Below are 13,766 nucleotides of genomic sequence, written 5' to 3'. Positions count from 1 at the left end.
TAAACGTGTCAAATGCTTCTAAATTCGGCAAAGTAGCGGTATTGCTTGGTGGTAAATCTGCTGAGCGTGAGGTGTCATTAGATAGTGGTAAAGCTGTTTTAGAAGCATTATTACGTTCAGGTGTGAATGCTGAAGGCTTCGATCCACAAGAACGTAGCGTGACGGAACTTGTAAACTATGATCGTGCATTCATCGTCTTGCATGGTCGTGGTGGTGAAGATGGTCAAATCCAAGGCGCTTTAGAATGGATGAATGTACCTTATACAGGTACAGGCGTTCAGGGTTCTGCGATTGGCATGGATAAGGTTAAAACCAAGCAAATTTGGCAAGGTTCTGACTTACCAACTGCACCGTATCGTATTATTTCAAAAGATTCTGATTTAAAAGAAGTGATTGAAAATCTTGGCTTACCACTCATTATCAAACCTGTACATGAAGGTTCAAGTGTAGGAATGAGTAAGGTTGAAAAGGCTGAAGATTTGATTGCTGCAATTGAAAAAGCAACAAAGCATGACGCGATTGTGATGGCTGAAAAATGGATTACGGGTCGTGAATATACGATTTCATTCCTTAATGGTCAGCCTTTGCCAGTAATTCGCTTACAACCACCTGCGGATGTTGCTTTCTATGACTATGAAGCAAAATACAACCGTAATGATGTGGAATATGGTATTCCATGTGGTTTGAGTGAAACTGAAGAGAAAAACCTACAAGCGCTTTGTCTACGTGCCTTTCAAGCTGTGGGTGCAAGTGGCTGGGGGCGTATTGATGCGATGTTGGATGAGCAAGGTAACTTCTGGTTATTGGAGGTGAATACTGTACCAGGGATGACGAGTCATTCGCTTGTGCCTAAAGCGGCCAAAGCTGTAGGGTATAGTTTTGATGAATTATGTGTTGAAATTTTAGCGCAAACGCTAACGGAACAAGCACACTAATTTATGGCTCAACTTCCTGCTTCGATGCGCCGTAAAAAGGCAGCAATTACATCAATACATGACAAACCACCGACACGTCAGGATAAGCTCTTAGACCTCGGTAGTTGGGTGTTGATGTTTGTTGCAATTGTTGTATTACTTGCAGGAATATATGGTTTATATAAGGTGGTGACTGATGCACGTGTTGCCACCTTAGAAGTTGTAGGTACAACTTCATCTGTAGAATCTGCTGCGATGACTCAGCATTTGGCACCTGTGGTTAAAAATAATTATTTCACTTCGGATTTGGAGCAAATTCGAGATAAGGCGCTTGAAGTGTCTTGGGTAGATCGCGTTGTGGTCTCTCGTGCATGGCCAAATGGTATTCGAGTGCGTGTTATGCCACGTCATGCAATCGCACGTTGGGGAACGGGGCGGTTGTTGAGCGATGCTGGAGATGTTTATACAGAGGCTGTGGCGAAAAACCATTCAAATCTGCCATTGCTTCATGGGCCACTCAGCCAATCCAAAGTGATGATGCGTCGTTATAATGAAATTAATCAATTATTTCACCCAGTCAATTTACGTTTAAAAGAGCTTTATCTGACTGAACGTATGACTTGGTTTATGCAGTTTGATTCAGGTCTGCGCATTATTGTTGATCAAGATCAAACCATGAGTAAACTGCAACGTTTGAGTCATTTAGCACAAACAGACCTTAAGCAAGTTTGGCCAAATATTGCTGCTATTGATTTGCGCTATCGAAATGGATTGTCGATTCAATGGCGTAATTCAGTTGTACCCAAAATTATGAATGGTCAGTTTGTTGTAACCAGTAATGACACAGCCGTTGCAGGTGGGGTCGTTGCACAGCCATAATACGTGGCTTGAAAAAGAGGCGTAACGCCAAAGATAAACAATGAAGATAATGGTAGCAAAGTGATGAATGAAGCTGTTCCCTCAGTTGTTGCAATTGACATTGGGACACATAAAGTTTCAGTACTGATTGGAAAAGTACATGCCCCTGATAATATTCAGGTTATTGGTATGGCGAGCGCACGCAATAAGGGAATGAATAAAGGCAAAATCGTTAGCCTTGATAAAGTCACAAATGCAATTAAACAAGCCGTTCAAGAAGCTGAAGATATGGCTGAATGTCGCATACATTCAGCATGGGTCTCTATCCCAAGTACTGAATTACAAAGCCATTATGCAATTGGGCGTACACCAATTTCGAATGCTGAACACACCATTACCACAACTGAAATGGTGCGTGCTTTGGAATTGGCAAAAGCGAGCCATATGACTGCGGATCATTACTTGGCAAGTGCTGTGCCACTTGGTTTTGAGTTAGATGATTCAAGTGAGTGGGTACAAAACCCGATCAACTTATCAGCAAATAGTATGACTGCACATTATCAACTGATGATGATGCCAATTAGCACCATGCAGAATTTAGATCGTGCCATGAAAGGTGCCAATATTTCTGTAGAAAAAATGGTGGTCTCTTGCTTGGCAACAGCAGAAGGTAGTTTGTTGAAAGACGAAAAAGAATATGGTGTGTGTTTACTGGATATTGGTGCGGGAACGACCAATATTGCAGTTTATATAGAAGGACACTTGGTTCTTGCTCATACCATTCAGTGTGGTGGTGAAAATGTGACACGTGATATTGCAACCGTTTTACAAACCACCACTGAAGAAGCTGAACGTATCAAGCTATTACATGGTTGTGTGGACATTCACCAAGTAAAGCCAGACCATATGATTCAGTTTGAAGCGATCGATGGACCACAAACCATTAGTCGTATTGAATTGGCTGAAATCATTATCGCGCGTTATGAGGATATCCTCAGTAAAGTGCGTTATGAATTAGAACAACGTGGTGCTTTACAAAGCTTATATCATGGCGTGGTTTTGACAGGTGATGTTTGTCAAATTGAAGGTATGGTGAATTTAGCGCGTCGCATGTTAGGTGTCTCAGCGCATTTAGGTAATCCACCATTACAAGTTGTAACGGATGATCAGCACTTACCATCACTACGTCGTTCAATGTATGCTACAGCAGCTGGACTGCTCTTATTTAGCCAAAGTGATATGCAAGAAGCGATTGAAGAGCCAGAAGTTCAAGGCAGCCGTCCGTTTTTTGACCGAGTTGTGAATGGATGGAATGCTTTAAATAACAAATTAAAGGGTATTTTTTAGGTGTAATTTTCTGGGGAATATTGTTAGGAAGTTGTAAGTAAGCGAACCAATACTTGACAAGCTCTTTAATGAACAGCATCCTAAAAACAATTTTTATTATTGAAGATCAAGGCAGTATACGGGCTTAAGTGACTGCCAAATATATTAGGAAATTTAAAGGTCATGGCCTCATTTGAATTTTTAGACGATGAACAAACCGATAACAACGGTCAAGCCCGTTTTACTGTGTTTGGTGTTGGTGGCGGCGGTGGTAATGCTGTACAACACATGGTGCAATCTGACATCAAAGGTGTGAAATTTGTTTGTGCAAATACAGATAAACAAGCACTAGATCGTATGAATGCACCTTTCAAAATGCAGTTAGGTGAACAAAGTACACGTGGTTTGGGTGCAGGTGCAAACCCTGATGTAGGTCAAATTGCTGCTGAAGAAAGCCGTGAACAAATTCGTCAACACCTTGAAGGTGCAGACATGGTGTTTGTAACCGCAGGCATGGGTGGTGGTACGGGTACGGGCGCTGCCCCTGTTGTTGCTGAAATTGCACAAGAAATGGGTATTTTGACAGTTGGTGTGGTGACTACACCATTCAATTTTGAAGGTCGTCGCCGTCAACGTTCAGCGGAAAAAGGCATTGAAGCTTTAGAGCAACATGTAGATTCTTTAATTATTATCCCAAACCAACGCTTACTCAGTGTTTATGGTGACATCTCTATGCAAGATGCTTACCGTAAAGCAGATGATGTATTGTTAAATGCGGTGCGTAGTATCTTTGATCTTGTAGTTCGTCCTGGTCATATCAACCTTGACTTTGCCGATTTAAAAACCGCGATGAGTACCCGTGGTTATGCAATGATGGGTGAAGGGAAGAGTAGTGGTCCAGATCGTGCGGAAGAAGCTGCACGTTTGGCGATCCGTAGTCCTTTACTTGATAATGTAAATATCATGAATGCCAAGGGTGTGTTAATTAACATCACTGGTGGTGCTGATGTGACATTACGTGAAACTGAAGTGATTACAGATGTGGTTAACCAAATCGTCGACCTTGAAGAAGGTGAAGTATTCTTTGGTACAGTATTTGACCCAGATGCACGTGATGAAATCCGTGTCACTGTGATTGCGACAGGATTAACGCGTAATGCCAGTGATGCGACTGAAGCAAAACGTAGAACACATGTAAATGTTGCAAATACCTATGCGCAACAAACTCAACACAATGCGGTTGTTGATGAAGATGATGTTCCTGCGATCAGTAAGCGTCAAGAAGAAGGCGCGCCTGTGGTTGCACCGAGTCCAAGTGGTCGTTCTACACCAATGAGCATTCAAGATTATTTGAAGAATCAACAGCGTAAATAATTGATTATTCTTAAAAATCATTAAGATCATCGAAAAAGGTAGTGAGATTCATTACCTTTTTTGTTTTTTATCAATGGCTAAATGTGCTAACGTATAGCGGATTTGAGAATGAATATCGAGTAAGCATGTTGAAACAACGTACCCTGAAGCGAGTCGTTAAAGCGAGTGGCATCGGTCTACATAGCGGACAAAAAGTCATGATTAACTTTTTGCCACATGTGGCGGATGGGGGTATTGTATTTCGTCGAATTGATTTAGATCCTCCTGTGGATATTCCAGCAGATGCGATGCTGATTCAAGAAGCATTCATGTGCTCAAACTTGGTCAATCACGACACTAAAGTGGGTACGATTGAACATGTCACCAGTGCGATTGCTGGTTTAGGGATTGATAATCTGATCATTGAAGTTTCTGCTTCAGAACTGCCTATTATGGATGGTAGTGCGGGTCCGTTTATTTACTTGTTAATGCAAGGGGACTTGGTTGAACAGGATGCACCTAAGAAATTCATTCGTATTTTAAAGCCAGTAGAAGCTTTGATCGATGATAAACGTGCCGTGTTCACACCACATGATGGATTCCAGATCAACTTCACCATTGATTTTGATCATCCTGCCTTTGCCAAAGAATATCAGTCTGCAACTATCGACTTTTCAACCGAAACCTTTGTCTATGAAGTGAGTGGTGCACGTACTTTCGGTTTTATGAAAGACTTGGACTATCTAAAAGCCAATAATTTGGCATTGGGTGCAAGTTTGGACAATGCGGTTGGCTTGGATGATACAGGTGTCGTCAATGAGGAGGGCTTACGCTTTGCTGATGAGTTTGTACGACATAAAATTTTAGATGCTGTTGGCGACTTATATTTGTTAGGGCATCAGATTATTGCCAAATTTGATGGTTATAAATCTGGACATGCACTGAATAATCAACTTTTACGCAATGTGAAAAGTGATCCAACTAGCTACGAAATTGTAACATTTGATGACGAGAAGTTGTGTCCAATTCATTTTGTCAATGTGACATAAGTCATTGTCTTTAGTGGTCTGTGTTATAGTATAACGAAATTTAAAGAGATATAGATCACATTTTATCCATTCAAATTCGGTTTTTTATCTATTCTGTTTACTTTTTTTTGCTTGCCAAACGTAGTAAAGCTTGGCTAAGCTTAGGGTCGCTCACAAAACTAGCAGCATTTTCTAACATTTCTGATGTTTCAGGTGGAATGTTACGAACCATTTTTGTGAGTTGCGGGTTTGTTTCAGTATTGTTATTTTGAATACGCAAGCGGACTTGTAATTTTTGTAAATCATGTAATTCATTGATTTGTGATAATTGAGAAATATACTGTTTTTGAAGGTAACCGAGTTGACTAATCATGGCTTGATTTTCACCGGTAATAGTCAAAATACCGTATTGATAACATACAACTTGCCAATCCTCAGGCTGAGGTAAGTGCGGTTGAATTAATTTAGTAAGTTTTTGCCATTCGGCAACTTGCTTTGTAAGAAACGATAAGTTTCCTGTTTTTACGTGTTGTCTTGTTGGTTGAAAGACGTTTTTTGGTTCAGACATACATTATTCCTACATAGTGATGTCCTATCTTAAGCGCTCATTTCAGCGGATATCAAGGATGAGATCACACAAGAAATGGACGAAGAACAGTTCAAGAGGTTTTTATGTACACGCGACGTATTCTTTTAGCATTCACTTTGGCAACTGCTGCCGTGACTTCTGCATCAGCAGATATGGTTCAATCTACAGATCGTTTAGAACATTTATCAAGAACTTTAGCTCAAGGTGCTTACAATCCAGATGATTTGGATTTACCTGCTTCAGCAAAAATGAATGTATCTTTACGCAGTCAAGACAAACCAATCGAATTAAACAATGCCAGTATTGCTAAAAAATACGGTTCAAGTTCTACAACAAGCTCTTCTTCTCGCTATTCTGCAAATTCTCCATATTCTTGGTTAGTCACGCATCCATTACCAGATTTGAAACGTGTCAGCTCTGACTTTGGTGGTCGTACGATGGGTGGGCGTGCAGAAAACCATTCTGGTTTAGATATGTCTGCGCCAAGCGGTACACCGATTTATGCAACAGGTCCTGGAATCGTAACCAAATCAGGTTGGGGTACAGGCTATGGTCAATATGTTGAAATTAACCATGGCAATGGTTATATCACGCGTTATGCGCATGCTTCACGTCTCATTGCTCGTGTCGGTGATCAAGTGAAGGCTGGTGAACATATTGCCAATGTGGGTTGTACAGGTCGTTGTACGGGTCCGCATTTACATTATGAAGTAGTAAAAGATGGTCAACGTAAAAATCCATCTACTTACTTAGCAATGTTGCCATAATTCATTCAGTCTATTTGCAAACATAAAGTGATATTTTGCTGAGTCCTTGATTGATAAAGTCGCGTTGAAGCGTCGAGTATTCAGACTATCACTGAATAAAATTTAGTTTGTATAAAAAACCGCCTATATTGGCGGTTTTTTGTTATTTTAAGTGTTATTTGGTCAATGACTATTTAGTTCCTAAATAATAGCAACAATCTGCATTCATCTGTAACGATAACTTAACAAGCCTAAAACATGATACATATAACATATAGAAAATTATTCAAGGAGTAGGCGAGAAATGGCGTATTACGGTGATACTGACGCGCAGGAAACTCAAGAATGGCAAGATGCCTTTGATTCTGTGTTACAACATATGGGTACAGAACGTGCTGCTTTCTTATTAGAAAAATTATATCAACAAGCAATTTCTAAGCATGTTCCTATTCAACGTTTAAATACTCCCTATTTAAATACCATTCCAGTTGCGGAATCTCCAGCTATGCCTGGCGATCCAGATATGGAACGTCGTATTCGTGCATTGATTCGTTGGAATGCATTGGCGATGGTACTACGTGCCAATAAAACAGGTGATGATCTTGGTGGTCACTTGGCAAGCTTTGCATCTTCTGCAACGCTTTATGATGTGGGTTTTAACCATTTCTTCCGTGCCAATAGTGATAGCTTTGGCGGTGACATGATTTATTACCAAGGTCATTGTGCGCCAGGGATTTATGCACGTTCTTTTTTAGAAGGTCGTTTAACTGAAGATCAATTAAATAATTTCCGTCGTGAAGTCGGTGGTCAAGGTCTTTCAAGCTATCCACATCCATATTTGATGCCTGATTATTGGCAGTTCCCAACGGTATCGATGGGTCTAGGTCCGATTATGTCGATCTATCAAGCACACATTCAAAAGTATTTGATGAACCGTGGTTTGATCAAAGAAGAAGATCGTAAAGTGTGGGCTTATCTCGGTGATGGTGAAATGGATGAGCCAGAAAGCCTAGGTGCAATTTCGCTGGCTGGTCGTGAGAAGCTAGATAACTTGATTTGGGTGGTGAACTGTAATTTACAGCGCTTAGATGGCCCTGTGCGTGGTAATGGTAAAATCATTCAAGAACTTGAGTCGGTTTTCCGTGGTGCTGGCTGGCGCGTGATAAAAGTTGTTTGGGGTCGTCATTGGGACTCCTTACTTGATAAAGATACTTCTGGTGCATTAAAAGCACGTATGGAAGAAGCTGTCGATGGTGATTATCAACGTTATCAAGTAAAAGGTGGTGCATATACACGTGAGAAATTCTTCGGTAAATATCCAGAAGCTGCTGAATTAGTTAAAAACCTCAGCGATGAAGATATTGATAATCTAAATCGTGGTGGACATGACCCATACAAAGTTTATGCGGCCTATGCGGCAGCAATGACCAGTAATGGTCAACCTACCGTAATTCTTGCGAAAACGGTGAAAGGTTATGGCTTGTCGGATGAGATTGAAGCAGTCAATAAAACGCATCAAATCAAGAAAATGCAAATTGATTCTTTGAAGTATGTGCGTGATCGTTTCAACTTGCCATTTACCGATGATCAACTTCAAGACGTTCCACTATATCGTCCAAGTGAAAATTCACCTGAAATAAAATACATGAAAGCGCGCCGTGAAAGTTTAGGTGGTTATTTACCTGCACGTCGTAAAGAAAGTGAAGTATTACAAATTCCTGAACTTTCAGCATTTGATGGTGTATTGAAAGGCAGTGGTGATAAAGAACAATCGACTACGATGTTAATGGTGCGTTTGATTGCTGCATTGTTGAAAGACAAGGCGATTAAAGATCGTGTTGTGCCAATTGTACCTGATGAAGCACGTACTTTTGGTTTAGAAGGGATGTTCCGCCAGTTAGGGATCTACGCTGCTCATGGTCAAAAATATACCCCTGAAGACCAAGAACAGTTGATGAACTACCGTGAAGCTAAAGATGGTCATATGCTTCAAGAAGGGATCAATGAAGCCGGTGCGATGAGTGCTTGGTCTGCATTGGGTACTAGTTATTCAACCAATAACTTGCCAATGATTCCGATGTATATGTATTACTCGATGTTCGGTTTCCAACGTATTGGTGATATTGCATGGGCAGCTGGTGATTCACAGGCTCAAGGTTTCTTACTCGGTGCGACAGCAGGTCGTACAACCTTGAACGGTGAAGGTTTACAGCACCAAGATGGTCACTCTCATATCTTGGCAAATACCATTCCAAACTGTGTGTCTTATGATCCTTGTTTTGGTTATGAGTTGGCTGTGATTGTGCATGATGGTTTAAAACGCATGTATGTCAATCAAGAACGTGTGTTCTATTACTTAACGGTGATGAATGAAAACTACGAACACCCAGAAATGCCTGAAGGCGTGGAAGAGGGGATTAAACGTGGTATGTATCAGTTTGAAAAAGATGAAAAAGCCACTGTTCAATTACTCGGTTCTGGTGTGATTCTGCGTGAAGTGATCAAAGCCGCGAAAATCCTACGTGATGAATATCAAATTCATTCTAACGTGTGGAGCGTGACCAGCTTTAACGAATTGGCACGTGATGGTATGGCTGTTGAAGAATATAACCGCTTACATCCACTTGAAGATGGTCAGGAATCTTGGGTGTCTAAGCAGTTGCGTGATACTGACGGTATTGTGGTTTCTGCAACAGATCATATGCGCGCATATAGCGAACAAATCCGTGCTTATCTTCCAGATGGTCGTCCATTTGTCGCATTAGGTACTGATGGTTATGGTCGTTCTGATACGCGTGGTAATTTACGTAGCTATTTTGGTGTAGATGCTGCACATATCGTTGTTGCGACATTGAAAAAATTAGCGGATGAAGGTGAAGTGGATGCACGCTTAGTAAAAGATGCAATTTCTTCATTTGAGTTGGATGTGGATCGTCCAGTCGCTTGGTTACCGCAAGCTCATCCGTCTGTACAAGAAGTTGCAGCCTATGCTGAACCAACTGAGGAGAAATAATAATGCAAATTAAAACTCCTGATATTGGTGTAGATAAAGCCACTGTCGCTGAAATTTTAGTGAAAGTGGGTGACACCATTGCAGTCGACGATAGCATTGTGTTACTTGAGTCAGATAAAGCCTCTGTTGAAGTGCCAAGCACTTCGGCAGGTGTAGTGAAAAGCATTGCGGTTTCAGAAGGTGATCAAGTTTCAGAAGGCGAAGTGCTGATCGAAGTTGAATCTGCTGAAGCGGAAACAACACAATCAGAGCCTGCACAAGTTGAAGAAAAAGCTGAAGCAGTCCCTGCACAAACTGAGACAGTGACAGAACAGCCTAAAGCTGCGACTGCACCTACAGCAACAATATCACAGACAGTTGAAGTGAAAGTCCCTGATATTGGCGTGGAAAAAGCCCTTGTGGGTGAAATCCTTGTTAAAGCTGGCGATGAAATTGCAGAAGACGATAGCATCGTGGTGGTTGAGTCTGACAAAGCTACTGTAGAAGTTCCAAGTACAGTGGCAGGTACAGTGGAAAGCGTGATCGTCAAAGAAGGCGATAGCGTCAAAGAAGGTGTAGTTTTAATCGCGGTTAAAACAACTTCTACTCAAACCACAGCACCTGTTGCCGAAACCAAACAAGCACCTGTTACTTCTGCACCTGCTGAAGTGCCAAAAGCTGAAGTGAAGCCTGCACAATCAGGACCTGTAGACATTGCTGTACCTGATCTAGGTGTGGACAAGGCTTCAGTGTCTGAAATTTTGGTCAGTGTTGGCGATCGTGTTGAAAAAGATCAAAGCCTTGTTGTGGTTGAGTCTGATAAGGCTTCAGTTGAAGTGCCAAGTACAGTCTCTGGTACAATTAAAGCGATTCATGTCAGCGAAAATCAAAGCGTCAAACAAGGTATGCCTTTGGTCACGATTGAAGGTGTTGCTGATGTACAGCCATCGGAAGTTGCTCAAGAAAAAGTAGCAGTACCAGTTGCTGAAACGAAAACGGCACCTAAAGCTGAAAAAGCCGTTGAGCCACACGCGTCTGTAGCGGATGGTTCGGATAAACTCAGCAAAGCGCAACAAGCTGAAAATGCCAAAGTCTATGCAGGCCCTGCGGTACGTAAACTCGCTCGTGAACTCGGCGTATTATTGGCACAAGTTGAGTCTTCAGGTCCGCATGATCGTGTGATGAAAGAAGATGTTTTTGCTTATGTCAAACAACGCTTAACTGCACCGCAACCTGTACAAACAGCAGCTGCACCAGTGGCAGCAGGTTTACCAGCATTACCAGACTTTAGTGCATTTGGTGGTAGTGAAATTGCGCCAATGACACGCTTACAGCAAGTGTCTGTACCGCAATTGTCATTGAATAATTTCATTCCGCAAGTGACACAGTTTGATTTGGCAGACATTACCGAGCTTGAAGCTTGGCGTGGTGAACTCAAAGGTAAATTTAAACAAGATGGTATTAGCTTAACGATTCTTGCGTTCATTGCTAAAGCAGTGGCTTTCCTACTGAAAGAAGAGCCATATTTTGCAGGGCACTTGGCGGATGATCAAAAGTCAGTATTGTTGCGTAATGAAATCCATATGGGGATTGCAGTAGCAACACCAGATGGTTTGACCGTACCTGTATTACGTAACCCTGATCAAAAATCAATTAAGCAAATTGCGATTGAACTCGGTGAGCTGAGTAAAAAAGCCCGTGATAAGAAACTTTCTCCGAAAGACTTACAAGGTGCAAACTTTACCATTACCAGTTTGGGTTCAATTGGTGGAACTGCATTCACACCATTAGTGAATTGGCCACAAGTAGCGATTTTGGGTATTTCACCTGCAACCATGCAACCTGTCTGGAATGGTGAAGGCTTTGATCCGAAGCTGATGTTGCCATTGTCATTGTCATACGATCACCGTGTGATCAATGGTGCGGATGCAGCACGTTTTACCAATAAATTAACTAAGCTATTAGCCGATATTCGTAATATTTTGCTCTAAGTTAAAATTGAGTTTGAAATGAAACCTCGCTACGGCGGGGTTTTTTTGTAGTCAGGAATTTATTGATGTGCTTTGGATAAATGTCATTGAAAATAAGTCAAATGCTCTTTAAAATAAACTCACACTTCATTGGGGAGTAGCCGCTATTCATTTTTAAAAATGAATAGGTGATGATCAACATAATTGTTCAACAGAACATGGTCATCATAGCAAAGAACCAATTTTGCTGAATTTTTCAAATATTTCGGCAAAGTTTTGTTGGCAAGACCTTTGATTTATCACTCCGCGTTGGATAGGTGACTATTCATATTGGCTAGCAGGAGGGATAAGTCATCGGTAAATATTGCTAGCCAGAGACTCCGACATGTTACATGCCTTCCTCATCTCTTTAGTGGTTGTTGCTTTATCCGAAATGGGCGATAAAACACAATTACTCGCATTACTTCTTGCCGCACGTTTTCGTAAACCTGTTCCTATTCTCATTGCTATTTTTTTAGCAACAGTTGTCAATCATGGTGTTTCTGCTGTACTTGGGCAGTGGATTACCACGGTGTTGAGCCCTACTATTTTGTTATGGATTGTATCGCTTGGTTTTATTGCTATGGCTGGATGGATGTTGATTCCAGATGAATTAGATGATGAATCCGAAAGTATCAATAAATGGCAAAAATATGGAGTTTTTGGCGCAACTTTTGTACTGTTTTTCCTTGCGGAAATTGGTGATAAAACCCAAATTGCCACTGTTGCTTTAGCTGCACGCTTTGACAGTATCGGTTGGGTGACTTTAGGAACTACGCTTGGGATCATGTTGGTGAATGCTCCAGCGGTATTCATTGGCAATAAATTGGCAGATAAGCTACCGATTTCCCTGATTCATAAAATTGGCGCTGCGATTTTCTTGATCATTGGTGTAGCTGCACTGGTACAACATTATTTTTTCTAAAACTTATTCCATCCTTTCATTGTCTTTAAAAAACCTTACCTAATGTAAGGTTTTTTTATTTTTTGAGAATAATCACACAAATTATTATTCAACTTCTGTTGTATATTTATTGTAACTTTAAAGAAAACCTTATATGTTGTAAGTGATAAGTAAAGATTTATTTTAAAAAAGGTTTTGGGGTTTTCACAATGGCTTTAGATCGCACCACGTCGCAGGTTTTGTATGATGATGGCATACATAAATGCATCAGTTTTACCAGTTTGGTTAAAGGAGAAGGCGTACAAGCCAACCAGTTTTTGATCTTAAATAATGAGCGTGCTGCTGTTTTAGATCCAGGTGGTGATTTAACTTATGTTCCTTTAACCATGGAACTGAATAAATATACTCGTCTACAAAACCTAGATTATGTGATGGCATCTCACCAAGATCCTGACATTATCACTTCTATGCCACGTTGGTTGGTCTATACTGATGCTAAAGTGGTTGCATCTAAGTTGTGGGCACGTTTCTTACCGCATTTAAACTCAGCATTTATGAGTGATCGTATGAAAGGTGGTTGGTTGGAGCGTTTGATTGAGCTTCCAGACCAAGGTGGTTCTATTCCATTGGGGAAAACTGAAATTAAAGTGATTCCTGCGCATTTCTTACATTCAGTGGGTAATTTCCAATTTTATGACCCAATTTCTAAAATTTTATTCTCTGGGGATATGGGGGCATCAATTGTAGATGACGCTTCAACGCCTATTGATGATTTTAATGCCCACATTCCGACGATGCGTGGTTTCCATCAACGTTATATGTGTACTAACCGTGTAATTCGCCTTTGGGTGAAAATGGTTCGTCAAATGGATATTGAAATGATTGTGCCACAACATGGTAAGCCATTTGTGGGCAAAGATATGATCAATCAATTTCTCGACTGGATTGAAAATTTACAATGTGGCGTAGATTTAATGGACGAATCCGTATTTACTTATCCGCGATAAAATATACAAAAAGTTCACTAAAAAATATTGTGTTTGGGAA

General features: G+C 40.9%; 11 protein-coding genes and 1 riboswitch. Of the genes, 10 read left to right on the top strand and 1 reads right to left on the bottom strand.

The genetic code is table 11. The features are described 5' to 3' along the window. Nucleotides 1-5 precede the first annotated feature (5 nt). The 5 genes from EXE09_RS07560 (at nucleotide 6) to lpxC (ending at nucleotide 5,500) form a co-directional block, all read left to right on the top strand. Nucleotides 6-935, top strand: coding sequence for a D-alanine--D-alanine ligase (locus tag EXE09_RS07560; protein WP_068973009.1), 930 nt, complete (start codon nucleotides 6-8; stop codon nucleotides 933-935). Between the two features lie 3 nt (nucleotides 936-938). After that, the gene (locus tag EXE09_RS07555; protein ID WP_130116869.1) at nucleotides 939-1,793 is read left to right on the top strand and encodes a cell division protein FtsQ/DivIB; all 855 of its coding nucleotides are present in this window, start codon (nucleotides 939-941) and stop codon (nucleotides 1,791-1,793) included. A 63-nt stretch (nucleotides 1,794-1,856) separates the two neighbouring features. Next, nucleotides 1,857-3,119, top strand: coding sequence for a cell division protein FtsA (gene ftsA / locus EXE09_RS07550; protein WP_068973007.1), 1,263 nt, complete (start codon nucleotides 1,857-1,859; stop codon nucleotides 3,117-3,119). Between the two features lie 162 nt (nucleotides 3,120-3,281). Then, nucleotides 3,282-4,472, top strand: coding sequence for a cell division protein FtsZ (ftsZ, locus tag EXE09_RS07545; RefSeq protein WP_068973006.1), 1,191 nt, complete (start codon nucleotides 3,282-3,284; stop codon nucleotides 4,470-4,472). Nucleotides 4,473-4,597: 125 nt separating this feature from the next. Further along, the gene (lpxC, locus tag EXE09_RS07540; protein ID WP_130116868.1) at nucleotides 4,598-5,500 is read left to right on the top strand and encodes a UDP-3-O-acyl-N-acetylglucosamine deacetylase; all 903 of its coding nucleotides are present in this window, start codon (nucleotides 4,598-4,600) and stop codon (nucleotides 5,498-5,500) included. A 97-nt stretch (nucleotides 5,501-5,597) separates the two neighbouring features. On the opposite strand, the gene EXE09_RS07535 is transcribed toward lpxC, so the two are convergent. Then, nucleotides 5,598-6,047, bottom strand: a complete 450-nt coding sequence (locus EXE09_RS07535) for a DUF721 domain-containing protein (protein WP_068973004.1) — start codon at nucleotides 6,045-6,047, stop codon at nucleotides 5,598-5,600. 104 nt (nucleotides 6,048-6,151) lie between these two features. Between EXE09_RS07535 and EXE09_RS07530 the strand changes: the two genes are divergently transcribed. The 5 genes from EXE09_RS07530 (at nucleotide 6,152) to EXE09_RS07510 (ending at nucleotide 13,726) form a co-directional block, all read left to right on the top strand. Then, nucleotides 6,152-6,835: a M23 family metallopeptidase gene (locus EXE09_RS07530; RefSeq protein ID WP_130112829.1), complete on the top strand. Its 684-nt coding sequence runs from the start codon at nucleotides 6,152-6,154 to the stop codon at nucleotides 6,833-6,835. Between the two features lie 283 nt (nucleotides 6,836-7,118). Beyond that, entirely contained in the window at nucleotides 7,119-9,827 is a 2,709-nt protein-coding gene (gene aceE, locus EXE09_RS07525) for a pyruvate dehydrogenase (acetyl-transferring), homodimeric type (RefSeq protein ID WP_087552601.1), read from the top strand. Between the two features lie 2 nt (nucleotides 9,828-9,829). Further along, nucleotides 9,830-11,797, top strand: a complete 1,968-nt coding sequence (locus EXE09_RS07520) for a 2-oxo acid dehydrogenase subunit E2 (protein WP_130116867.1) — start codon at nucleotides 9,830-9,832, stop codon at nucleotides 11,795-11,797. A 119-nt stretch (nucleotides 11,798-11,916) separates the two neighbouring features. Beyond that, nucleotides 11,917-12,025: riboswitch (yybP-ykoY riboswitch) on the top strand. A gap of 136 nt (nucleotides 12,026-12,161) precedes the next feature. Beyond that, nucleotides 12,162-12,740, top strand: coding sequence for a TMEM165/GDT1 family protein (locus EXE09_RS07515; protein ID WP_068973000.1), 579 nt, complete (start codon nucleotides 12,162-12,164; stop codon nucleotides 12,738-12,740). A gap of 188 nt (nucleotides 12,741-12,928) precedes the next feature. After that, nucleotides 12,929-13,726: an MBL fold metallo-hydrolase gene (locus EXE09_RS07510; RefSeq protein WP_068972999.1), complete on the top strand. Its 798-nt coding sequence runs from the start codon at nucleotides 12,929-12,931 to the stop codon at nucleotides 13,724-13,726. The last annotated feature ends 40 nt before the right edge of the window (nucleotides 13,727-13,766 follow it).

This window comes from Acinetobacter sp. WCHAc060025, from assembly GCF_004209355.1.
GTDB lineage: Bacteria > Pseudomonadota > Gammaproteobacteria > Pseudomonadales > Moraxellaceae > Acinetobacter > Acinetobacter wuhouensis.
This window is presented reverse-complemented; position numbering and strand designations above follow the sequence as displayed.